The sequence below is a fragment of the Cytobacillus luteolus genome (assembly GCF_017873715.1).
In the GTDB taxonomy this organism is placed as follows: Bacteria; Bacillota; Bacilli; order Bacillales; family Bacillaceae_L; genus Bacillus_BV; species Bacillus_BV luteola.
On sequence record NZ_JAGGKM010000003.1, the window covers coordinates 1 to 21470 of the forward strand.

General features: G+C 36.7%; 24 protein-coding genes, 7 tRNA genes and 1 rRNA gene. 28 read left to right on the top strand and 4 right to left on the bottom strand.

All coding sequences use genetic code 11. The annotated features are described in order from the left end of the window. The 9 genes from J2Z26_RS08330 to J2Z26_RS08370 all read left to right on the top strand — a co-directional run. A 23S ribosomal RNA gene (locus J2Z26_RS08330) occupies positions 1-95 on the top strand; the annotation flags it as partial. A gap of 111 nt (positions 96-206) precedes the next feature. Continuing rightward, a tRNA-Arg gene (locus J2Z26_RS08335) sits at positions 207-283 on the top strand. 179 nt (positions 284-462) lie between these two features. Continuing rightward, positions 463-539 (top strand) — tRNA-Met (locus J2Z26_RS08340). A gap of 22 nt (positions 540-561) precedes the next feature. Next, a tRNA-Ser gene (locus J2Z26_RS08345) sits at positions 562-654 on the top strand. Between the two features lie 21 nt (positions 655-675). After that, positions 676-760, top strand: a tRNA-Tyr gene (locus J2Z26_RS08350). A gap of 34 nt (positions 761-794) precedes the next feature. Continuing rightward, positions 795-868 (top strand) — tRNA-Trp (locus tag J2Z26_RS08355). 52 nt (positions 869-920) lie between these two features. After that, positions 921-994 (top strand) — tRNA-Cys (locus J2Z26_RS08360). A gap of 20 nt (positions 995-1014) precedes the next feature. Next, positions 1015-1085, top strand: a tRNA-Gly gene (locus J2Z26_RS08365). Between the two features lie 125 nt (positions 1086-1210). After that, a complete protein-coding gene (locus J2Z26_RS08370) occupies positions 1211-2062 on the top strand; it encodes a tyrosine-type recombinase/integrase (protein WP_193539706.1) in 852 nt (283 codons plus the stop codon). Positions 2063-2181: 119 nt separating this feature from the next. Here the strand turns inward: J2Z26_RS08370 and J2Z26_RS08375 are convergent, their stop codons facing one another. After that, positions 2182-2562, bottom strand: a complete 381-nt coding sequence (locus tag J2Z26_RS08375; protein WP_193539762.1) for a rhodanese-like domain-containing protein — start codon at positions 2560-2562, stop codon at positions 2182-2184. A 169-nt stretch (positions 2563-2731) separates the two neighbouring features. On the opposite strand from J2Z26_RS08375, the gene J2Z26_RS08380 reads away from it, so the two are divergent. Both J2Z26_RS08380 and J2Z26_RS08385 read left to right on the top strand, forming a co-directional pair. Further along, on the top strand, positions 2732-3568 hold the full coding sequence (locus J2Z26_RS08380) for a lipoate--protein ligase family protein (protein ID WP_193539705.1): 837 nt from the start codon (positions 2732-2734) through the stop codon (positions 3566-3568). Between the two features lie 390 nt (positions 3569-3958). Beyond that, positions 3959-6523, top strand: coding sequence for a vitamin B12-dependent ribonucleotide reductase (locus J2Z26_RS08385; protein ID WP_193539704.1), 2565 nt, complete (start codon positions 3959-3961; stop codon positions 6521-6523). Positions 6524-6737: 214 nt separating this feature from the next. Here the strand turns inward: J2Z26_RS08385 and J2Z26_RS08390 are convergent, their stop codons facing one another. Beyond that, entirely contained in the window at positions 6738-6887 is a 150-nt protein-coding gene (locus J2Z26_RS08390; RefSeq protein ID WP_193539703.1) for a hypothetical protein, read from the bottom strand. Between the two features lie 131 nt (positions 6888-7018). Here J2Z26_RS08390 and splB point away from each other — a divergent pair, with 131 nt between their 5' ends. From splB to J2Z26_RS08405, 3 genes are all read left to right on the top strand, one after another. Then, positions 7019-8044 (top strand): spore photoproduct lyase, encoded by a 1026-nt coding sequence (gene splB, locus J2Z26_RS08395; RefSeq protein ID WP_193539702.1) that lies wholly within the window; start codon positions 7019-7021, stop codon positions 8042-8044. Positions 8045-8142: 98 nt separating this feature from the next. Further along, positions 8143-8562 (top strand): transcriptional regulator MntR, encoded by a 420-nt coding sequence (gene mntR, locus J2Z26_RS08400; protein ID WP_193539701.1) that lies wholly within the window; start codon positions 8143-8145, stop codon positions 8560-8562. A gap of 100 nt (positions 8563-8662) precedes the next feature. Beyond that, positions 8663-9541, top strand: a complete 879-nt coding sequence (locus J2Z26_RS08405; protein ID WP_193539700.1) for a patatin-like phospholipase family protein — start codon at positions 8663-8665, stop codon at positions 9539-9541. A gap of 30 nt (positions 9542-9571) precedes the next feature. Here the strand turns inward: J2Z26_RS08405 and J2Z26_RS08410 are convergent, their stop codons facing one another. After that, positions 9572-9973, bottom strand: coding sequence for an SA1362 family protein (locus J2Z26_RS08410; RefSeq protein WP_193539699.1), 402 nt, complete (start codon positions 9971-9973; stop codon positions 9572-9574). A 251-nt stretch (positions 9974-10224) separates the two neighbouring features. On the opposite strand from J2Z26_RS08410, the gene J2Z26_RS08415 reads away from it, so the two are divergent. The 13 genes from J2Z26_RS08415 to J2Z26_RS08475 all read left to right on the top strand — a co-directional run bounded on the left by J2Z26_RS08415 (position 10225) and on the right by J2Z26_RS08475 (position 19139). Beyond that, on the top strand, positions 10225-10746 hold the full coding sequence (locus J2Z26_RS08415) for a YqhR family membrane protein (protein WP_193539698.1): 522 nt from the start codon (positions 10225-10227) through the stop codon (positions 10744-10746). Positions 10747-10816: 70 nt separating this feature from the next. Beyond that, on the top strand, positions 10817-11287 hold the full coding sequence (aroQ, locus tag J2Z26_RS08420) for a type II 3-dehydroquinate dehydratase (protein ID WP_193539697.1): 471 nt from the start codon (positions 10817-10819) through the stop codon (positions 11285-11287). After that, positions 11262-12326 carry a M24 family metallopeptidase gene (locus tag J2Z26_RS08425; RefSeq protein ID WP_193539696.1) on the top strand — a complete coding sequence of 355 codons (1065 nt, stop codon included), beginning with the start codon at positions 11262-11264 and terminating at the stop codon, positions 12324-12326. Before aroQ ends, J2Z26_RS08425 begins: the two co-directional genes overlap by 26 nt. Before the next feature lie 55 nt (positions 12327-12381). Further along, positions 12382-12939, top strand: coding sequence for an elongation factor P (gene efp / locus J2Z26_RS08430; protein ID WP_193469489.1), 558 nt, complete (start codon positions 12382-12384; stop codon positions 12937-12939). Between the two features lie 639 nt (positions 12940-13578). Beyond that, on the top strand, positions 13579-13860 hold the full coding sequence (locus J2Z26_RS08435; protein WP_193539695.1) for a YqhV family protein: 282 nt from the start codon (positions 13579-13581) through the stop codon (positions 13858-13860). A 94-nt stretch (positions 13861-13954) separates the two neighbouring features. After that, a complete protein-coding gene (gene spoIIIAA / locus J2Z26_RS08440) occupies positions 13955-14875 on the top strand; it encodes a stage III sporulation protein AA (RefSeq protein ID WP_193539694.1) in 921 nt (306 codons plus the stop codon). 1 nt (position 14876) lies between these two features. Next, positions 14877-15389: a stage III sporulation protein SpoIIIAB gene (gene spoIIIAB, locus J2Z26_RS08445; RefSeq protein ID WP_193539693.1), complete on the top strand. Its 513-nt coding sequence runs from the start codon at positions 14877-14879 to the stop codon at positions 15387-15389. A gap of 21 nt (positions 15390-15410) precedes the next feature. Beyond that, positions 15411-15617 carry a stage III sporulation protein AC gene (gene spoIIIAC / locus J2Z26_RS08450; protein WP_191154846.1) on the top strand — a complete coding sequence of 69 codons (207 nt, stop codon included), beginning with the start codon at positions 15411-15413 and terminating at the stop codon, positions 15615-15617. A 14-nt stretch (positions 15618-15631) separates the two neighbouring features. Further along, positions 15632-16021 (top strand): stage III sporulation protein AD, encoded by a 390-nt coding sequence (gene spoIIIAD / locus J2Z26_RS08455; RefSeq protein ID WP_193473424.1) that lies wholly within the window; start codon positions 15632-15634, stop codon positions 16019-16021. A 45-nt stretch (positions 16022-16066) separates the two neighbouring features. Then, complete coding sequence (spoIIIAE, locus tag J2Z26_RS08460) at positions 16067-17239, top strand: stage III sporulation protein AE (RefSeq protein WP_193539692.1); 1173 nt, start codon at positions 16067-16069, stop codon at positions 17237-17239. A 16-nt stretch (positions 17240-17255) separates the two neighbouring features. After that, on the top strand, positions 17256-17876 hold the full coding sequence (gene spoIIIAF, locus J2Z26_RS08465) for a stage III sporulation protein AF (protein ID WP_193539691.1): 621 nt from the start codon (positions 17256-17258) through the stop codon (positions 17874-17876). Between the two features lie 3 nt (positions 17877-17879). Next, a complete protein-coding gene (gene spoIIIAG / locus J2Z26_RS08470; RefSeq protein ID WP_193539690.1) occupies positions 17880-18551 on the top strand; it encodes a stage III sporulation protein AG in 672 nt (223 codons plus the stop codon). After that, positions 18552-19139, top strand: a complete 588-nt coding sequence (locus J2Z26_RS08475; RefSeq protein WP_193539689.1) for a SpoIIIAH-like family protein — start codon at positions 18552-18554, stop codon at positions 19137-19139. A 44-nt stretch (positions 19140-19183) separates the two neighbouring features. On the opposite strand, the gene J2Z26_RS08480 is transcribed toward J2Z26_RS08475, so the two are convergent. Beyond that, positions 19184-20665 carry a methyl-accepting chemotaxis protein gene (locus J2Z26_RS08480; RefSeq protein WP_193539688.1) on the bottom strand — a complete coding sequence of 494 codons (1482 nt, stop codon included), beginning with the start codon at positions 20663-20665 and terminating at the stop codon, positions 19184-19186. A gap of 288 nt (positions 20666-20953) precedes the next feature. Between J2Z26_RS08480 and accB the strand changes: the two genes are divergently transcribed. Next, positions 20954-21463, top strand: a complete 510-nt coding sequence (gene accB, locus J2Z26_RS08485; RefSeq protein ID WP_193539687.1) for an acetyl-CoA carboxylase biotin carboxyl carrier protein — start codon at positions 20954-20956, stop codon at positions 21461-21463. The last annotated feature ends 7 nt before the right edge of the window (positions 21464-21470 follow it).

Sequence of the window (21470 nt, forward strand, 5' to 3'; positions counted from 1 at the left end):
AAGAACCCTGAAAGATGATCAGGTTGATAGGTCAGAGGTGGAAGCGCGGTGACGTGTGGAGCTGACTGATACTAATCGTTCGAGGACTTAACCACAAAAAAACTTACAAAATGTCTTAGTTACGTTATCTAGTTTTGAAGGAACAAATTTCTAGTTGAAATTGTTTCTTTTTATAGTACAATAGAATTCTAGTGTTAAATTTATAAGCGCCCGTAGCTCAATTGGATAGAGCGTCTGACTACGGATCAGAAGGTTATGGGTTCGACTCCTTTCGGGCGCGCCAAATTAAATTAATTGAATATATATTATGGCGGTGTAGCTCAGCTGGCTAGAGCGACGAGCGAAGCTTCGTTGAAAATACATCGAGTTGTACCGATTGAGCTGCTGCTTGATTATGCTTCCTGAAATCGGGACACAAAAAACTTAATACTTTTGGTATCTATTTTTAATTTTCTTTAATATGGCGGTGTAGCTCAGCTGGCTAGAGCGTACGGTTCATACCCGTGAGGTCGTGGGTTCGACTCCCTCCGCCGCTACCATATAATATTTTTAGCCTAAAATGGAGGAATACCCAAGTCCGGCTGAAGGGATCGGTCTTGAAAACCGACAGGGGTGTTAAAGCCCGCGGGGGTTCGAATCCCTCTTCCTCCGCCATTTTAACTTTAATTACATTATGGAGGGGTAGCGAAGTGGCTAAACGCGGCGGACTGTAAATCCGCTCCCTCAGGGTTCGGCGGTTCGAATCCGTCCCCCTCCACCATTTATTCTCAATAATTATTCACATGTTTTATCTTAGGGGCATAGTTTAAAGGTAGAACTGAGGTCTCCAAAACCTCCAGTGTGGGTTCGATTCCTACTGCCCCTGCCAAATTTATTGTAACAATTAGTAGGTTAAGACCATATTATAGACTGTAACTAATGGCGGCATAGCCAAGTGGTAAGGCAGAGGTCTGCAAAACCTTTATCCCCGGTTCAAATCCGGGTGTCGCCTCCAATTCTTATATTCATCTTCATGCGGGTGTAGTTTAATGGTAAAACCTCAGCCTTCCAAGCTGATGTCGTGAGTTCGATTCTCATCACCCGCTTAAAAAAACATAAGATTTACCAGAGAAGGGAGTAATTTACCCTTCTTTTTTTTGATATAGAAATTTACTTCTGCGAACTCATGTGATACGATGTTAATATAAGTACAATAAGGGGGCGATCTAGAATGGTACAACATACTGAATTAAGTAGTCTTCTAACACCTTTTGGGGAATGGTTATTATCAAATGGAAAGTCTGAGAGCACTGTAAAAACATATAATGGTGCGATGGTGAAGTTTTTTGACTGGATGTTAGAGTGTGACAAGGATATAACTAATCTATCCAAAAAGGATGTTCAAGACTATATGCAGTATCTTGAATCATTAGATAGAAGCCCCGCAACTATAGAAAAAGCTTTTTCAACAATTAGTGTTTACGCAAAATACCTAGATAGATATGAAATTATAAGGGGAGTAAGCCGTGTTGAAAAGGAAAAGGATGATTCTACTCCAGAAATTTTGGAATTAAGTGAGAGAAAAGCTCTATTAAAGGAAGTAGAACTTGACGGTGATTTACGTAATATAGCCATTGTGTATACTTTGCTGCATACAGGTATTAGAATTTCTGAATTGTGTGCGTTAAATCGTTCAGATATCCAAGTTGACTCAGAAAGTGGTAAAGGAAAACTGTTCATTCGTACTTCGACTGGGGAGTTAAAAAGAACAATACCTTTATCAAAAGACTTACAGCATCATTTAACGAAGTATATCGAGAGTATTGAAACATCTCAAGATGCATTATTTATATCAAGTGTAAATAAACGTATTTCAACTAGAGGTGTACAGTATATGTTGAAAAACTATAATGTAAACCCACATAAATTGCGTCATACATTTTGCTTTGATCTAGTACAAAATGGTGTTAGTCTAGCAACAGTAGCAGAATTGGCAGGACATTCTGACGTAAATGTTACGAAACGTTATGTCGATTCTTCGGTAATGGATACCGAAAGCGCTATTGATAAGACATTTTCCTAATTATTATATGAAACACTAGGCTGCTTTGTCATAAGATTTGGTAGGTTAGACGGATTTCCGTTTAACCTATTTTTTTACATAAAAATAGCCTATCCATTTTAGTGGATAGGCTAGAATTCTTAACTATTTTTCGTTTTGATTTTACCAGACCAAGTTTTGAAACCGCCTTTTAGTTGGTTAAGATCTTGGTATCCTTTTCTTTTTAACATTTGAGCTGCTCTGCCTGTTCTCATGCCATTTTGACAATACAGGTAAACAGGCTTGTCCTGGCGTATTTCTTTAAGGCGCATTTTTAATTGAGACAATGGAATGTTACGAGCACCTAGAATGTGTCCATTTTCAAATTCATTTTGTTCGCGTACATCTATCAACTGTGCTTTACGGTAGCCAGCACGGAATTCTTCTTCAGTTAATGTTTTTAGAATTTTTCTTTGATACAAAAACATGATGATAGCGTAAGTTATAAATGCTCCTAGTGCTCCAAGTGTAATATAAACCATTTCCAACAAAATCGACTCCTTCTTTTTTCCTCTTTTCATCGACATACTCTATTATATAAGTGATAACATGAATAATCAAAGGAATTCTGTTTGTTTTTACTTTGAAATCAGTGTTAATTTTGTTAGACTTAAAAAGCAAAATGAAATTTGTGTTAATGAGGGATAAAATATGACGATTGAAACATGGAGATTTATAGACTCAGGTGATTGTTCTCCTGAATTTAATATGGCATTAGATGAAGCCTTGCTTGATTGGCATAGTGAACATAAAATTCCACCGACGATTCGTTTTTATGGCTGGAATCCACCTACCTTATCAATAGGTTATTTTCAGAAGGTAGATAAGGAAATAGACTTTGATGCTGTTAAGAAATATGGTTTAGGTTTCGTGCGACGCCCTACAGGTGGTAGAGGGGTTTTACATGATCAGGAACTTACATATAGTGTTATTGTTTCAGAAGATCACCCTGAAATGCCCCATACGGTTACTGAGGCATATAGAGTGATTTCAGAAGGTGTATTACAAGGTTTTCGATTATTAGGACTGGATGCTTATTTTGCGGTACCTAAAACGGATGAAGAAAAAGCAGGTTTAAAAGATCCTAGGTCTGCTGTATGCTTTGATGCACCTTCTTGGTATGAGTTAGTTGTTGAAGGACGAAAAGTAGCCGGAAGTGCTCAGACACGCCAAAAAGGTGTTATTCTTCAACATGGCTCTATCTTACTAGATATAGATGAGGATAAGCTCTTTGATGTCTTTAAGTATCCTAATGACCGTGTAAAAGAAAGGCTCCAACGTAATTTTAAAAATAAGGCTGTTGCCATAAATGCACTAAGAGCGGAGCCGGTTACGATTGATGAGGCAAAGAAAGCTTTTAAGGAAGGTTTTGAGAAGGGCCTGAACATTGAACTTGAGCCCTATACTCTTTCAGATGAAGAAATACTATATGTAGAAGAGATTGTAAAGAAGAGATATGCAAATCCTGATTGGAATTTTAAAAGATAAAATGACAAGCGACTTTTTTTTAGTCGCTTTTTTTAATTGATTTTTTAAAAGTGTTTATTTGTAAGGGCTCATTTTAGATAAGGATTTTGCAACCGACAAATTTTTTCGTTTTTGGTCAATAAACGAGAATAATCTTAGTTTATCTCTTGCTATCTATCTTTTTTAAACTATTTAAGGTTTGACAAAAAAGATTATAGTTGACCAAAAATCAATATGTAGTATTGTCGAAAAATAATTATATACTATATATAGATTTTTATATTGATTTGGATTGGAGGAATATGTTAAGTTATGGTTACTGCTAAATAAGACAACAAACGAGGGTTGATAGAAATATTAGATGCCCTCGTATGGACAAGCTATAAACTGAGTGACAAGGGAGATGTGAGAATGGCTGTTGTGCTAGAAAAAAAGAATATGGTGAATGTAGAAAGGCTTAATCAAGATATCAGGCTTTTTCCTCAAGTACACCCAATTACAGAAGATATGATACTTACACATAAAGGAGTATCACGTCTTGTTATGCTTGATCGTTATACTTTCAAGGATACTGAAAAAATCACATTAACTGCTGGTGATTTTGTCGTATTAACGATTAAGGAAGATCCAAAGTTCCCAGCGCGTGGTCTTGGATATATCGTGGATATTGATTGGGAGCAGAAAGCTGCTAGAGTACTAGTTGAAGAGGAATACCGTGGTGTATTAGACAGCCAAGAGGAAGTCGAAACTGGAATAATTAAGAGATCTCTTGACGTAATTGAGAAGCCTTTAGAAATCTACTACGAGCAAATTGCTAAGCGAAATGCAACAGGTCTTGCATCAGTAGAAAAAACGGAAGAAAAGCGACAAGAATGGTTTGAGAAGTTCTACGCAGAGCTAGTGAACTTAAACTTCATCCCAGCTGGCCGTGTATTATACGGGGCAGGTGCTGGTACAGAAGTTACATTCTTTAACTGTTATGTAATGCCATATGTACAAGATTCTCGTGAAGGAATTTCAGAGCATAGAAAACAAGTGATGGAGATTATGAGCCGCGGTGGCGGAGTAGGAACAAATGGTTCCACGTTAAGACCACGAAATGCACTGGCTCGTGGAGTAAACGGTAAATCATCTGGGTCTGTATCTTGGTTGGATGATATTGCGAAGCTTACTCACCTTGTTGAGCAAGGTGGGAGTAGACGCGGAGCCCAAATGATAATGTTGAATTCCTCACACCCTGATATTATAGAATTCATCATTTCTAAGATGCAAAATCCAAGAATTTTACGCTACTTAATTGAAAATACAAACGATGAAACGATTAAAAAATACGCTCAAGAAAAATTAAAATTCACTCCGCTTTCACAACAAGAAAGAGATATGTATCAAGGAATTGTTAACTACAAATCTATTCCTGGTTATGGCGGATTTAGTGATAAAATTATAAAAGATGCAGAAATAAAACTTAAAACAGGCGGGAATTATTCAGTTCATAATCCAGAGTTCCTTACTGGCGCAAACATCTCTATATGTTTAACTAAGGAGTTCATGGAGGCTGTTGAGGAAGATGCTTATTATGAACTTAAATTCCCAGATGTAGAAAGCTATGATGAAGCTGAGATGAAAGTTTACAATGAGGAATGGCATAAAATTGGTGATGTAAGAGAATGGGAGAAACTAGGACACAAAGTACGAGTGTACCGTAAGATCAGAGCGAAAGAGCTTTGGAACCTAGTTAACATTTGTGCAACGTATTCAGCAGAGCCAGGAATTTTCTTCATTGATAATGCAAATGAAATGACAAATGCGAAAGCTTATGGACAACAAGTAGTTGCGACAAATCCGTGTGGAGAGCAACCTCTTGCACCATATTCAGTATGTAACCTTGCAGCTGTTAACCTAGCTGAAATGGCTGATAAAGAAACAAAAACAGTTAACTTTGAAAAGCTTAAGAAAACAGTTGAAGTTGGAGTTAGAATGCAAGATAACGTTATCGATGCTACTCCATACTTCCTAGAAGCGAATAAAAAACAAGCATTAAGCGAGCGCCGTGTTGGTCTTGGGGTAATGGGATTACACGATTTACTTATCTATTGCGAAACTGAGTATGGTTCAGAAGAAGGCAATAAGCTTGTTGATGAAGTGTTCGAGACAATCGCAACAACTGCTTATCGCGCTTCAATTGAACTTGCGAAAGAAAAGGGAAGCTTCCCATTCTTAGTTGGCGATAACGAAGAAGGCACTAATCGTTTAAGAAATGCATTCACTCAAACTGGCTTTATGGAAAAAATGCCAGAAGATATTAAGAATGGTATTAAAGAGTACGGAATTCGTAATTCACACCTGTTAACTGTTGCTCCCACAGGTTCCACAGGGACAATGGTTGGAGTCAGTACCGGCTTAGAACCATACTTCTCCTTCTCATATTTTAGAAGTGGGCGTTTAGGCAAGTTTATTGAAGTAAAAGCAGATATCGTTCAAGAGTATTTAGACAAAAATCCTGAGGCAGATCCAAATAACCTTCCAAAATGGTTTATTTCTGCAATGGAGCTTGCACCAGAAGCACACGCTGATGTTCAATGTGTTATCCAGCGTTGGATTGACAGCTCAATTAGTAAAACAGTAAATGCTCCAAGAGGGTACACTGTTGAGCAGGTTGAAGGAGTATATGAGCGTTTATACAAAGGTGGAGCAAAAGGTGGAACTGTTTATGTTGACGGTAGCCGTGACTCACAAGTATTAACTCTTAAAGCGGAAGAAAACACTTTTGAAGAAGAAGTTGTTACAGAGACAACTGAAAAGAAAAAGAGTCATGTTGTATTAGTAGATACAATTAATGCATTACGTTCAACAGATGTAACCATCGGTTCAGAAGTTGGAAATACATGTCCAGTTTGTCGTCAAGGTACGGTTGAAGACCTTGGAGGCTGCAATACGTGTACTGGATGCGGCGCACAACTTAAATGTGGATTGTAAAATAGTAAAAAAAGACCCTGCTTTGGGTCTTTTTTTGTTGTTTTTATTTAAATAGCACTAACTAATCCACCCTAATTAGATTAGCCAACCCTGTTATTATGAAGTTTATCGGTCAAGCAAGAGGATTTATCGGTCTATACCCAAATGAAATCGGTCTTACTTATAGCTTATCGGTCAACTCGCGATAGATTTCGGTCTATCACCAAATCACGAGTTAATACTCAATCTCCTCAAAATCCTTCGGCTCTGGAGTAGGCTGCATAGTTTGCAACTCCTTATTTTTCGAAATTTCATCATTTAAATCTTGATATGCCTTAACCTTCCCAATTTTTCTTTGATAGCGTTTCCCTTCATTAGGATTCATGTACATTTACCTCCTTTGAATTAGAATGTTACCGATAGTTTATCCAAATATCCCACAACCTTTTATGGAAACCATTGGCGCATTTTATCCATTCTAATCCGGTCATACTAACCATAAAAAGAGGTGAAACCATGGAACCATTTATCCCACAGCTCGTTTACATAGAGCCTAAGGCCCTAGATTATCCACTTGGAGTCGAGCTAAAAGAAAAATTTGAAAAGATGGGAATTGAAATTAGGGAAACAACATCGCATAATCAAGTCCGCGATTTACCAGGTGACAATGAAAACCAAAAATACAGAATTGCCAAATCCACACTCGTGGTAGGTATACGAAGAACTTTAAAGTTTGATACATCAAAACCTTCAGCAGAGTATGCGATTCCATTGGCGACAGGCTGCATGGGCCACTGTCATTATTGTTACTTACAAACCACGCTTGGGAGTAAACCATACATTCGTACTTATGTGAACCTTGAAGATATTTTTGAACAAGCAACTAAATATATAAAAGAAAGAGAACCAGAAATCACACGTTTTGAAGCAGCTTGTACCTCGGATATTGTAGGTTTGGATCATTTAACTCATTCACTTAAAAAGACGATTGAGTTTATAGGTGATACTGATTTGGGTAGACTTCGATTTGTTACTAAATACCATCATGTAGACCATCTTTTAGATGCGAAGCATAATGGTAATACGAGGTTTCGCTTTAGTGTAAATTCTCGTTATGTGATAAAGAACTTTGAGCCAGGAACATCATCTTTTGATGAAAGGCTTGAGGCAGCAAGGAAAGTTGCAAATGCGAATTATCCTTTAGGCTTTATTGTTGCGCCTATTTATATGCATGAGAATTGGCAGGAAGGTTACTTCGAACTTTTTGAAAGATTGCATGCATCTCTTCAAGGGATAGACCTTTCAAACTTATCCTTTGAACTTATCCAGCATCGTTTTACTAAGCCAGCAAAAAAAGTTATACAGCAAAGATATCCTAAGACCAAGCTTGAGATGAATGAGGAAGACCGAAAGTACAAATGGGGACGCTACGGAATTGGAAAATATGTCTATAAAACCGAAGACGCAGAGGATATTGAAACAACAATTAGACGTTACATCCATGAATTTTTTCCAAGTGCTGAAATTCAATATTTTACGTAAGTCGTGGTAAACGTTTCCTTAATTGCTTGTCAGCCTATAGGTTCTATTGTAAACTTTTAATACAAGAAGCTTTCCGGCTAAGTTATGGAGGAGACAAAATGCCAACACCAAGTATGGAAGATTACATTGAACAAATATATATGTTAATTGAAGATAAAGGCTATGCAAGAGTTTCTGATATTGCCGAAGCTCTGTCAGTCCATCCCTCCTCAGTAACGAAAATGGTTCAGAAACTGGATAAAGATGAATATTTAATATATGAAAAATATAGAGGGCTAGTATTAACTACAAAGGGTAAAAAGATTGGAAAGAGATTGGTCTTTAGGCATGATTTATTAGAACAGTTTATGAAATTAATTGGTGTTGATGATGATAAAATTTACAATGATGTAGAAGGAATTGAACATCATTTGAGTTGGAATGCGATTGATCGAATTGGAGATTTAGTTCAGTATTTTGAAGAAGATAATTCTAGAATTACTGAGTTACGAGATGTCCAAAAACGAAATGAAGAATAGTGTTTCAGGTTCAATCCTGATAACACTATTCTCTTTTTTTTGGTCTAATTCACCCCTCGTTTTGATACATATATATCAAAAGTACGAGGGGGATTTCTTATTGTATATCGATGGTGTGTTTTCGGGAGGTGGGATAAAAGGATTTGCGTTAATTGGTGCATTTAAAGCAATCGAGGAAAAGGGGTTTAAGTTTAAGCGCTTAGCAGGAACGAGTGCAGGCTCACTTTTGGCAGCATTTATTGCAGCGGGATATACAAGTTCGGAGATCATTGAATTGATGGATGAGATAAATATGAAGGAATTCCTGGATAAGCGAAAAACAGTTATTCCCTTCCCTTTTTCTAATTGGCTTTTATTATATTGGAAGCTAGGGCTTTATAAAGGATTTGTATTAGAAAAATGGATTGAAGAGAAGCTTGAAAAAAAGGGAGTGAAAACATTTGCTGATCTTCCCCATCAATCACTTCGTCTAGTTGCTTCTGACCTTACGAACGGTAAGATCCTTGTTTTACCAGATGGTTTGAAGCCGTACGGTATTAACCCAAGGACCTTTTCAGTTGCTAAAGCTGTGCGTATGAGCTGTAGCTTGCCCTATTTTTTTGACCCAATAAAACTATCCATAAAAGAGAACAAAAACATTATTGTAGATGGAGCTGTGTTAAGTAATTTTCCAATTTGGCTTTTTGAAGAAGAAAAGAAGGCAAGACCATTATTGGGAATAAAATTGAGTACGAGCTATACAGAGAAGCCTGCAAACCAAATAAATAACGCAATCCAGTTGTTTACGGCTCTATTTGAAACAATGAAAGATGCCCATGATGCACGCTACGTATCAAGAAGACATGAGAAAAATATCATCTTCATACCTTTAGAAGGAGATCTAACTACAGAATTTGACCTTACTGAAGAGAAAAAACAATCAATCATTAAAGTCGGGGAACAAAGAGCAGCAGACTTTTTGAAAAAATGGACATATTAAAAATAGAAAAAAAAAGAAGAATCAAGTTTTCTAAAAGAAAGCTCGATTCTTCTTTTTGCCTTTTTTTCCTTCAATAACAGTTAGGTGTGTTGGGGTCGATTTCTTCTTTGGTGTTGACGGTTGATTCGGCTTTTTTACACTTGTTAAACTCGCCTTTTTGTTTATTGAACCAAGTACATTACTTTTTCTACTTCCTTGGTCATTAAAACGCTTTGCGGATTGTTTGGCTGCTCTTAAATATGCAGAGTGTTCTTTTCCACCAATTCGCCGTCTAACAAACCATTTATAAATAAGGAAGATAACAACACCAAAAAAAGCATAAATAGCTAGTTGTTTTAATAATTGCCCCGGCTCAAATAGTAGTGTAGATAAGAGGCCAAATACACTAAGACTAATGAGAACTAGAACAAAAATATTACGGCGACGATTCAAGAGAAACACCTCCTAACAGCTTTTTTTTAGTTTATTAAGTAAGACAACTTTAGTTGCCGATTATTAGTAAAATATTTCATTCTTTTTTATTTTTAACTTACTTTATATTTTACAGGAAAAAAGATGAAACAACTAGTGAGAACTATATGTATTTAGTATAACCATGATTTTCCTATTATAGACATAAATTGATTACACTTCATATTACGTTCAACACCTGGACATACTAGCAAATGGAGGTGCTTAAAGAAATGGTAGAAGCAAAGAAAAAGGATCCGGCTCTTGAGCAAAACAAAAAAGAAGAACCAATGTCAATTATGGCAAAAGTAATGGTTATCGGCTTGTGTGGAGGAATCTTTTGGAGTCTTTTAGGTTACCTTCTCTATATTTTTAATTTCACTAAGATAAGTCCTAATTTAGTATTACAGCCGTGGGCACTGGGTGATTGGAAAAACGGCCTTTATGGACAGTTTATGGGAATCTTTATCATTGGTTTACTATCGATAGGTGTTGCTCTTTTATATTATGCTGTTTTAAGAAGGTTTGAAAAAATTTGGGTGAGTATGATATTTGGTATAGCGTTATGGGGATTTGTATTCTTTCTTTTAAATCCTATTTTTCCAGACCTAAAAAGTGTATGGGAACTTGGCAGAAACACAAATATTACAACAGTGTGCCTATACCTTTTATATGGTGTTTTTGTAGGTTATTCAATTTCATTTGAGGTAAACGATATCCAAAAACAAGGACAGAGTGTAACGTCAAATAGCTAGGTATAAATAGTGTTTTATGTTAGAATGTTCTTTGACTGAACATTCTTTTTTTAACAAGGAGTTTATAATAATGAAGCGCATACTTCTAATTAATGGTCCTAATTTAAATCGTTTAGGAAAACGTGAACCTCATATTTATGGTCATGCAACTTTGGATGATTTAGAAAAGGATTTAAGACTTTTTGCCAGTCAGATTGGCATTAACCTAGTTTGTGTTCAATCAAACCATGAAGGAGTCATTATTGACAAAATTCATGAGGCTGGCGATACATATGATGGGGTTATTATTAACCCAGGCGCTTTTACACATTATAGCTATGCAATTCGCGATGCAATTGCAAGTATTACAATTCCGACAATTGAAGTTCATATTTCAAATGTGCATGCCCGTGAAGAGTTTCGACATACATCGGTTATTGCACCCGTCACGGTTGGCCAAATTGTAGGGTTAGGACTATATGGTTATAATGTTGCAATTTTAGCGATGCTTGAAAAATTAGGGGGGAAAGTGGAGTATGTTAAAATTAGAGAAACTACGTGAAAGCTTTAAGAATCATAGTGTAGATGGATTACTTATTACAAATGCTTATAACAGACGTTATATGACAGAATTTACAGGAACCGCTGGTGTAGCACTAGTATCTGAAACGAAAGCTGTGTTTATCACAGATTTCAGATATGTAGAACAAGCAAATAAACAAATTGAGCATTTTGAAATTGTACAGCATAAAGGCCCAATTATTGAAGAGGTTGCAAAACAGGCTGCTGAAATGGGTCTTAAAAAGCTTGGCTTTGAACAAGATGATTTAACATTTGCTACATATAAAGCGTATGAAAAGGAAGTAAATGCAGAATTTGTTCCTGTTTCTGGTGCTATTGAAAAGTTGCGCTTGATTAAGTCTGAATCAGAGATTAAGATATTAAAGGAAGCAGCAGAGATTGCAGATGCGGCTTATTCTCACATTCTTAAATATATTCGAGCGGGAATCACTGAGCTAGATGTATCAAATGAACTTGAATTCTTTATGAGAAAAAATGGAGCGATTTCTTCTTCTTTTGATATTATTGTTGCTTCAGGCTATCGTTCTGCATTGCCACACGGTGTTGCTAGTGACAAAATCATCGAAAAAGGTGATTTTGTAACGTTAGACTTTGGGGCTTATTACAAAGGTTATTGTTCAGATATTACGAGAACACTAGCTGTAGGAGAACCAAGTGAAGAGCTTAAGAAAATCTATAATATTGTCTTAGAAGCTCAACTTCGTGGTATGGCTGGTATTAAGCCAGGAATGACAGGAAAAGAAGCTGATGCATTAACTCGTGATTACATCACAGAACATGGCTACGGAGAGTATTTTGGACATTCAACTGGTCATGGTTTAGGAATGGAAGTACATGAGCAGCCTTCACTATCTGTGAAAGCAGATTCTGCCGTATTAGAGCCAGGCATGGTTGTAACAGTTGAACCAGGAATCTATGTTGCAGGTCTTGGTGGCGTAAGAATTGAGGATGATACAGTTATTACACCGAATGGCAATGAATCGCTTACCTATTCTACAAAAGAATTAATTATTTTATAAAATGAATTAAGAAATAGATTTTCTTGGATTCATAATCATTAGGAGGATTTTTTGCATGATTTCAGTAAATGATTTTCGTACAGGTTTAACAATTGAAGTGGATGGTGGAATCTGGAGAGTAATGGATTTTCAACACGTAAAACCTGGTAAAGGCGCAGCATTCGTGCGTTCGAAGTTACGTAATTTAAGAACAGGTTCTGTACAAGAGAAAACTTTCCGTGCTGGTGAAAAAGTAGCAAAAGCTCAAATCGAAAACCGTAAAATGCAGTACTTATATGCAAACGGAGATCAACATGTATTCATGGATACAGATACATATGATCAAATTGAATTACCGGCAAACCAAATCGAGTATGAGTTGAAATTCTTAAAAGAAAACATGGAAGTTTATATTATGACATTCGGAATTGAAACTCTTGGAGTGGAACTTCCGAACACAGTTGAACTTAAAGTTGCTGAAACTGAGCCTGGTATCAAAGGTGACACTGCTTCTGGTGGATCTAAACCAGCAATCATGGAAACTGGCTTAACTGTAAACGTACCATTCTTCATCAACGAAGGCGATGTACTAATTGTCAACACAACAGACAGCTCTTACGTGTCACGTGCTTAATTAAATAACTTTTAAATGAACCCATCCTAGTTGATGGGTTTTTTGTTTTTCACTTTGAACTTTGACCGTTCCTTTCCGCTGCAGGCACTTGCTTTCCGCGGGGAGGAAGTCGAGCCTCCTCAACGTTCCGTCTGCGGGGTCTCGACCTTTCCTCTACTTCCCGCAGGAGTCAAGTGCCTTCCGCTCCAATCCACTATATTACTTAATATGAAGTATTAAGAATCCATAGGAGAAGATAAAATATCAAACTCAAAAGATTAGTAACAAGTAAAATTCGAAAAATAACTTAGTTACACCTATACCATTGTTCAAGTGGGGGTTATTCGCTAAAATCCACGAGACTCCTGCGGGAGATGCGCGTCAAAGGGAGACCCCGCAGGAGCGTAGCGACGAGGAGGCTCCCGGACCGCCCGCGGAAAGCGAGTGGATTTTAGCGAATAACCAACAATATACAACTAAAATCTGAATAATGAGTAATCTGTTTAGACCTACCCCACCAGTAGGTCTTTTTACTATCCTTAAAATTTTCTCGTCTTAAATCCTCTCTTTCTGCATAGGTTGTACAAAACGAAAAATTTGATGGATGAGTGCTTGTTCAAAATGTGTTTGAACAACCTCTTAAAGAAAGTGGAGGACGTTATGAAAAGGTGGATATCGTTAATAGAAACGAGTGTTTTATCAATGGCTGGACTCCGAATATTGTCAGGGACACTTGAGATTACGGCTGCAATTCTAATGTTAATTTTTAATGATCCCAAAAAGGCACTTGCGATTAATGCACTTCTTGCCATTGTGGGACCAGTCGTCTTGGTTACAACAATGACAATTGGCTTACTTTCTGTGGCTGATGATCTCTCTTTTTCTAAGCTTTTCTTTGTTGGACTAGGTGTAGCTCTCATTCTATTTGGAATCTATAAATAAGTGAAACTAGCTCTCTAAGGTTAAGAAAGTGTAATAATGTGGCCAAGCCTGCATAAATTGAAGTAACAATAGGATTTTTAAAGGAGTGGAAGGAATGGAAGAAGTCCTAAGTGTGTTGCCAAAATCAATTTCGTCACAGCTCATGTCTTACTCTCTTTCCGAACAGGAAAGAATTGAGGAGGTACGCGTTAGGGTTTCAAGGCCACTTGAAGTCATCATTAGTGGCAACCCCCATTTTCATAAGTATATCATCACACCTGAAGATGGAATGCAACTTCTAAATAAGCTAAGCCACTATTCAATTTATACTCTTGAAGAGGAATTAAAGCGTGGCTATGTCACCATTCAAGGTGGCCATAGGGTTGGACTAGCTGGGAAGGTCATAACTGAAAACGCACGGGTAAAGGTAATCCGTGATGTGACCTCCTTTAATATACGAATTGCAAAACAAAAAATTGGGATTGCAAATTCGCTCCTCCCCTATTTATACAATGACGATTGGAAAAACACGATGATTATCGGACCACCTCAGACTGGAAAGACGACATTGCTTCGTGATATTGCCCGAGCAATAAGCTGTGGTGAACCACAATTTGGTATCAGTTCAAAAAAAGTTGGTATAGTCGATGAGCGGTCAGAGATCGCAGGCTGTGTAAAGGGAATTCCGCAGCATCAATTGGGTAATCGAATCGATGTATTAGATTCATGTCCGAAAGCTGAGGGAATGATGATGATGATTCGTTCTATGAGTCCAGATGTCATCGTTGTTGATGAAATTGGACGAGTTGAAGATAGTGAAGCCATATTAGAAGCTGTAAACGCAGGGGTTAGCATGGTGGTAACAGTTCATGGGCATCAACTAAGTGATCTTTACAAGCGACCATCTCTAAGACCCCTATTAGAAATTGGTGTATTCGAGCGGTTCATAGAATTGACACGATCACAAGGACCTGGAACTGTAAAAAATATTTTAAATGAAGCGGGTCATATATTGAATGAAGTGAGAGTGACATAGAATGAAATTACTCGGTGCAATCATTATTTTAGTTGCAGCTACTTGGACGGGATTTGAAGCAGCAAGACATTTAAGTGAGCGGCCACGTCAACTTAGACAGCTAAAAGCTGCACTTCAAGCATTGGAGGCTGAAATTATGTATGGACATGTTCCTTTGCATGAAGCAGCGATTCATCTGGCTAAGCAGATGCCTAAACCATTAACTTGGTTTTTTGAGGGGTTTGCCAAAAAACTAATTGATGGTGAGACAAGTGTGAAGCAGGCATGGGATAAAAGCTTGGAGGAAGTTTGGAAGTTCACCGCTTTGAAGCAAGGTGAACAAGAGGTTTTGAAACAGTTTGGTGAAACACTTGGTCAGCATGACCGAAATGCACAACAAAAGCATATCATTCTAGCTCTTACACATTTAGAGAGGGAAGAAAGTGAAGCTAGAGAAAAGCAGGCACGTTATGAAAAGATGGTCAAAAGTTTAGGCTTTTTAACAGGGCTTTTGCTAGTGATTTTATTGATGTAGGTATTAGGGGGAGAAGAGCAAATGGGAGTCGATGTAAATATCATTTTTCAGATAGCGGGTGTTGGAATTGTAGTTGCATTTCTCCACACAATTTTGGATCAGATGGGAAAGAAAGAGTATGCTCAATGGGTTACTCTACTGGGCTTTATATATATTCTCTTCATGGTAGCAACAATTGTTGATGATTTATTTAAAAAGATAAAAGCTGTGTTTCTCTTTCAGGGATAAAGGGGGGCTCTGTCATTGAAATTCTTCAAATCGTAGGACTAGGATTAATAGCAACTTTCCTAGCATTAATCGTTAAAGAACAAAAGCCCACTTTTGCTTTTATGCTCGTTGTATTTGTTGGTTGCGTCATTTTTTTATTTTTAATTGATCAAGTATACGAGATTATAAGAATGCTAGAAAAAATAGCATTAAATGCAAATGTCAACATGGTATATGTTGAGACAATTTTAAAAATCATCGGTATTGCCTACATCGCCGAGTTTGGAGCGCAAATTACGAAAGATGCGGGCCAAGGTGCGATCGCTTCTAAAATTGAATTAGGTGGAAAAATATTAATATTGGCAATGGCAATACCAATCCTTACTGTCATCATCGAAACAATCATTGGTCTAATACCTAGATAAACGTGATTAGGCACCACTGCTTCTTTAAAATCTGGGGGTGATACGTTGAAGCGAGCTCTTACAGTCATTCTACCTATGTTAGTATTCTTACTATTTTTTATTCCAGACAATGTACAAGCTTCTCCCCCACAGCAGGATCTAGTAGATAAACAATTAGAAAAGCTTGGAATTGAAGAAATTAAACGATATTGGGAAGAAATCACTACCGTATATGGTGGTTTTCTACCAGAGAGTCAAAAAGGAAGTTTAGTCGACTTCATAAGTGGAGAAAAGAAATTCTCAATTAAAGAATGGCTCATTGGATTTCTTAAATATCTATTCTATGAATTGTTAGCGAATGGAAAACTCTTAAGTACATTGATTATGCTTACCATTTTCAGCATGTTTCTCCAAACATTACAAAATTCATTTGAGAAAAGTACAGTAAGCAAAGTCGCATATGCATTAGTGTATATGGTGCTAATAATCATTGCATTAAATAGTTTTAGAGTAGCCATTTCTTATGCTGAAGAAGCCATCTCAACAATGACGAATTTTATTCTCGCGTTAGTGCCACTATTGCTTGCATTAATGGCCTCATCAGGTGGACTTATATCAGCAGCCTTCTTTCATCCAATTATTATTTTCTTAATGAACACGAGTGGATTACTAATTCAATATGTCGTGTTGCCTCTTCTCTTTTTATCAGCATTACTAAGTATTGTGAGTACATTGAGTGATCATTACAAGGTGACCCAGCTCGCACAGTTAATACGAAATATTAGTATAGGTTTATTAGGAACGTTTTTGACAATCTTCTTAGGTGTTATTTCCGTACAAGGGGCATCTGCAGCTGTATCGGATGGAATTACCATTCGAACAGCCAAATTTATTACTGGAAACTTTGTACCTGTCATTGGACGAATGTTTACAGATGCTACTGACACAATTATCAGTGCATCCGTCCTATTAAAAAATACAGTAGGTATCGTGGGAGTAGCGATTCTCTTGTTATTAGCTGCCTTTCCGGCAATTAAGATATTGTCTTTAGCCTTAATCTATAAAATTGCTGCCGCTTTGTTACAACCATTAGGTGGGGGACCGGTTATTGCGTGTCTAGATATTATTAGTAAAAGTGTCATCTATATTTTTGCTGCACTTGCAATTGTATCTCTCATGTTTTTCTTAAGTATGACAGTGATTATTGCTGCTGGGAACCTGACAATGATGGTCCGATAGTGAAGGAGGTGGAAGAGTGGAATTTTTAGCAGATTGGATTACAAATATTATTCTTTTTATCCTACTAGCAACCGTCGTTGAAATGCTTCTACCAAATTCTAGTATGCAAAAATATGTAAAGATGGTAGTTGGTTTATTGCTTATCGTGATTATCTTAACACCACTTTTCCAGCTTTTGACTCAGGATTTCGAACAAACCTTCGCTAGTTTAAGGGTTTCACCGCAAAATAATGAAAAAAATATAGAAAATTTAATAGAAATTAAGAAAAAAGAAATACAAGCCTCAAACCGTGCATATATTTTAGAAGAAATGGCTGTCCAAATGAAAACTGAAGTGGAAGAGGAGATGGTGCAGGAATATGGTTTGACTGTTGAAAAGGTACTTCTTTTTCCAAAAGAAGAAAGCATAGAGATTACCTCACCCGATGATTTGAGCTCAATCGAGGTAGTTCTCTCAAAGCTAGACAAAGATCCAAATGCGGTTGCGGTTGTAAAGCCAGTTATTATTGACACCTCCAAACAGACACAAATTGAAACCAATCAACCAATTGTAAAAGAAATTGCTAGTTATCTAGCTAGTATTTGGGGATCTAATCCAGAACAAATAGTCGTATCTGTGGAAGGGGGGAAGAAATAGCAAATGGGGAAGGAACAAGGATTTTTAGAAACAATTAAAAAGATGTTTAATCAATCAAAAGAAGATCAGTCCGATCCTCCAACAAAAAAGCCACCTAAGTATCATTATTTGCTACTCGTTTTAGCACTGGGTATTGGGTTTATGCTAGTTAGTAATTTATTGAACAGCAATAATCAACCCCAATCTTCTATGCCAGTAACAAAACAAGAAAGCGTAGATGAGCCAACATTTGGACAGAAAAAAGATTTAGAGCAAGCGGCTATTTCTGAATACGAGGTTCGCTATGAGAACCAGCTAAAAGAAGCATTGGAAACAATTGTAGGTGTGAGTGATGTATCTGTGGTCGTTAATGTTGATGCCACGGAAACGAAGGTTTTACAAACCAATACTATTACTAACAGCCAATCGACGGATGAAACCGATCGTGAGGGTGGAAAACGTAAGGTAGAGGATCTGTCGAAGGATGAGCAAGTTGTCATTATTAGGCAAGGTGAAGAAGAAACACCAATTGTTATTAAAATTGAAAAGCCAGCCATTAGGGGTGTACTTGTTGTCGCCAAAGGGGTTGACAACATTCAAATAAAAAAAATGGTGGTAGAGGCTGTTACGAGAGCACTAGATGTACCTAGTCATAGAGTGGCAGTTTTACCTAAAAAGTCTAAGGGGGAATCATAAATGTTATTAAAAAAGCAAACAGTTTGGTTATTAACAATGTTAAGTTTAGTGGTGGTTCTATCAGTCTATTACATTACGTCTCCAGAAGGTGCACCAGAGGATTTTGCATTTGAACAAGAAGGTGTGAATGAAACTGCAGAAAATACAGATGTAACAACAACAGCTGAAGGCGAAGAAGGTATGGAAGTAACAATTGAAGAAGCTGAAGATGGAACTGCTATTTCAACAATCTCTAGTGATGAGCTATTTGCACAACTTCGTATGGATATTGAGGATAAGAGAGCTGAGTTAAGAGAGCAACTAACAGCTGTTGTAGCTTCAAGTGAAGTTTCTGCTGAAGAGAAAAACATGGCTATGGAAAAAATGCAAGAGTTAACAGAAATCGCAATTAAAGAGTCAACAATTGAAACACTAATTAAAAGCAAAGGTTATGCTGACGCTCTAGTAAGAGCTGACGGTGGTAAAGTAAGAATTACAGTTAAGGCAAAAGAGCATAACAATGCAGCTGCAAACGATATTTTATTACTAGTTGCAAGTGAGTTAGGTGAGCTACAAGATGTAGCTGTAACTTTCGAGCCTGCTGAATAATAAAACGTAAAGAAACCGGCAAACATTATTGCCGGTTTTCTTCGTTAATCTTTATACAACTGTAATAATTGCTGTACAGATTTATCTGTCTTGGAAGCAGACTCTGATAAATCATAATGTTGTTTTGTCTGTTCTGTAATTGTTGAAGCTATTTCTTCTAAGGTAGCATTTGCCTCTTGAATAATACTACTAAATTCATTTACTGCTATACCAATAGAATTTGTTGTTTTTTCGATAGAGCTACTTAATCCGTCAAATCCAAGGATATCGTCTTTTAATTCATCGATGGAGCTACTAATTTGTGAGAAAGCTAGATCTGTTTGTTTTACCAAATTTAAATTTTCACTCATATTCTTAGAAGTCATTTCCATGTTTTCTTGTGTTTCCTTTGTCTCAGAAATGACATTCGATAAATTATCCGAGATTTGGGATGCTGTTTTTGCAGTTAGCTCTGCAAGTTTACGAACCTCACTTGCAACAACCGCAAATCCTTTTCCACTTTCCCCAGCACGTGCTGCTTCAATTGAGGCATTTAAAGCTAGTAAATTTGTTTGTGAGGCAATTTCCTGAATAGACACTGTAAAATGCGACGTCTCTTGAATTTTAGTTGCCAAACTCCCAATTTTGCGATTCATTTCTAGTAATAGTGTGTTGAATGAGGTAATTGCATCTAGTAAGCTTTTTGTAACTTTAGTTCCATCTGAAGAAATGTTTGATGTATATTCAGCTTTATTTTTTAGTTCAGAAGCAGAGTTTACCATTTGAACAACCAATTGATTAGCGTGCTCTAATGAGTTTGTAATGTCATAAATTGTGCTTGTTTGATTTTGTACGCCTGATGCGATTTCAGAAATAGCAGTGTCCATTTTCTCAGATGCAAAGTAACTTTCCTTACTTTGATTACTCACTTGTTTAATGGTTGTAGAGATAATCGCAGTATGATCCTCTAGTTGCTTCCTTCTTTCTAAGTCATTAACAAGCATTTCCTCAGTCTTTGACTGAGCTAACAAGATATTTTTAGACAACTGGTCAGCCATTTTTAATTGAAAGGATAGTAGAATTGTTACTAGTAAAAATAGGAGATAGATGGTTCCATAATTTTTTGTTTCTAACACTAGTTCAGAATGATGCAAATAGGTAAAAACAGTTAATATTAGTAACCCCAAACCAGCTCCAAGAAAGAGAGTAGAGCGCTTCATGTAAATGGCAGACGTAGCTAAAATAAAATAAACGAGAAAATAAGCTGTTGGCGAGATACTACTTTGCATAATTGTAAAGATGACAGTTGCTACAAACAAAATGGCGATGTACGGAATGGCTGTTATAAAACGATTTGTGTAATGCAGAAAAGCAACTACTGAAACTCCGATAAATCCTCCAATAATAATAGATAAAATGAGAGCAAGTTCTTTTCCTAATGCAATATCAACAATGGCAGCTAGAATAACAGATACGAAGGTTGCTTTAACAACTAGCCCATTTTTACGAATTAAATCCTCTATTTTCATTTTTTCAAGAGAAAACATGAAACACTCCTCCACAATACAAATTAATTATTGATGGATAATTTCGACTAATTTGTAAACAATCCTTCTTTTTTTTACAAAAAATGTTGAAATATGATTGAAATAGGAAAGCGTTTCCAAATTACTTAATAAATTTTAGGTAAATTCAACTAGACTAACATATTGCTATTGAATTCATTGAAGATAGTATCGTATCATATTAGTAGGTGGTACTAATACTAACATTTAATTTTAAAATATGGTATTCTTAAAGTAAGATGGATCGATATGAACTAAGGAGTGTAATGGATGCTTAAAATTCAAGAAATACGCGAACTAATTAAACTTGTAGACCAATCTTCTATTGATGAGTTTACTTTCGAACATGATGGCTCAAAAATTAAAATGAAAAAACATAACGACAATACTGGGTCAGTAATGAAACATGTAAATCAAGAAGTACAACAAGCTCCAGCAGCTGTTCAGGAAACTGTTCAACAAGCACCTACTGCTGTGGCAGCACCTGTAGCTGTACAAGCAGAGGCTCCAAAATCGGTAGAAGCAGCATCAACAGAAAACTTACATAAAATAACTTCACCAATGGTAGGAACTTTTTATGCAGCTCCATCACCTGATACCGAAAACTATGTTAAGGTTGGAGACCGCGTAAATACGAATAAAGTTGTTTGTATTGTGGAAGCTATGAAACTTTTCAATGAAATTGAAGCGGAAGTTAATGGAGAAATAGTTGAGATTTTAGTGAAAAATGGACAATTAGTAGAGTACGGACAACCACTATTCCTAGTTAAACCTGAATAAAGGGAGA

What these genes read in the sequence shown, in the direction of transcription:
- J2Z26_RS08370 (WP_193539706.1), top strand. Translation starts at nt 1,211, where the DNA reads ATGGTACAACATACTGAATTAAGTAGTCTTCTAACACCTTTTGGGGAA.
- J2Z26_RS08375 (WP_193539762.1), bottom strand. Translation starts at nt 2,562, where the DNA reads ATGGTTTATATTACACTTGGAGCACTAGGAGCATTTATAACTTACGCT.
- J2Z26_RS08380 (WP_193539705.1), top strand. Translation starts at nt 2,732, where the DNA reads ATGACGATTGAAACATGGAGATTTATAGACTCAGGTGATTGTTCTCCT.
- J2Z26_RS08385 (WP_193539704.1), top strand. Translation starts at nt 3,959, where the DNA reads ATGGCTGTTGTGCTAGAAAAAAAGAATATGGTGAATGTAGAAAGGCTT.
- J2Z26_RS08390 (WP_193539703.1), bottom strand. Translation starts at nt 6,887, where the DNA reads ATGAATCCTAATGAAGGGAAACGCTATCAAAGAAAAATTGGGAAGGTT.
- splB (WP_193539702.1), top strand. Translation starts at nt 7,019, where the DNA reads ATGGAACCATTTATCCCACAGCTCGTTTACATAGAGCCTAAGGCCCTA.
- mntR (WP_193539701.1), top strand. Translation starts at nt 8,143, where the DNA reads ATGCCAACACCAAGTATGGAAGATTACATTGAACAAATATATATGTTA.
- J2Z26_RS08415 (WP_193539698.1), top strand. Translation starts at nt 10,225, where the DNA reads ATGGTAGAAGCAAAGAAAAAGGATCCGGCTCTTGAGCAAAACAAAAAA.
- aroQ (WP_193539697.1), top strand. Translation starts at nt 10,817, where the DNA reads ATGAAGCGCATACTTCTAATTAATGGTCCTAATTTAAATCGTTTAGGA.
- J2Z26_RS08425 (WP_193539696.1), top strand. Translation starts at nt 11,262, where the DNA reads ATGTTAAAATTAGAGAAACTACGTGAAAGCTTTAAGAATCATAGTGTA.
- efp (WP_193469489.1), top strand. Translation starts at nt 12,382, where the DNA reads ATGATTTCAGTAAATGATTTTCGTACAGGTTTAACAATTGAAGTGGAT.
- J2Z26_RS08435 (WP_193539695.1), top strand. Translation starts at nt 13,579, where the DNA reads ATGAAAAGGTGGATATCGTTAATAGAAACGAGTGTTTTATCAATGGCT.
- spoIIIAA (WP_193539694.1), top strand. Translation starts at nt 13,955, where the DNA reads ATGGAAGAAGTCCTAAGTGTGTTGCCAAAATCAATTTCGTCACAGCTC.
- spoIIIAB (WP_193539693.1), top strand. Translation starts at nt 14,877, where the DNA reads ATGAAATTACTCGGTGCAATCATTATTTTAGTTGCAGCTACTTGGACG.
- spoIIIAC (WP_191154846.1), top strand. Translation starts at nt 15,411, where the DNA reads ATGGGAGTCGATGTAAATATCATTTTTCAGATAGCGGGTGTTGGAATT.
- spoIIIAG (WP_193539690.1), top strand. Translation starts at nt 17,880, where the DNA reads ATGGGGAAGGAACAAGGATTTTTAGAAACAATTAAAAAGATGTTTAAT.
- J2Z26_RS08475 (WP_193539689.1), top strand. Translation starts at nt 18,552, where the DNA reads ATGTTATTAAAAAAGCAAACAGTTTGGTTATTAACAATGTTAAGTTTA.
- J2Z26_RS08480 (WP_193539688.1), bottom strand. Translation starts at nt 20,665, where the DNA reads ATGTTTTCTCTTGAAAAAATGAAAATAGAGGATTTAATTCGTAAAAAT.
- accB (WP_193539687.1), top strand. Translation starts at nt 20,954, where the DNA reads ATGCTTAAAATTCAAGAAATACGCGAACTAATTAAACTTGTAGACCAA.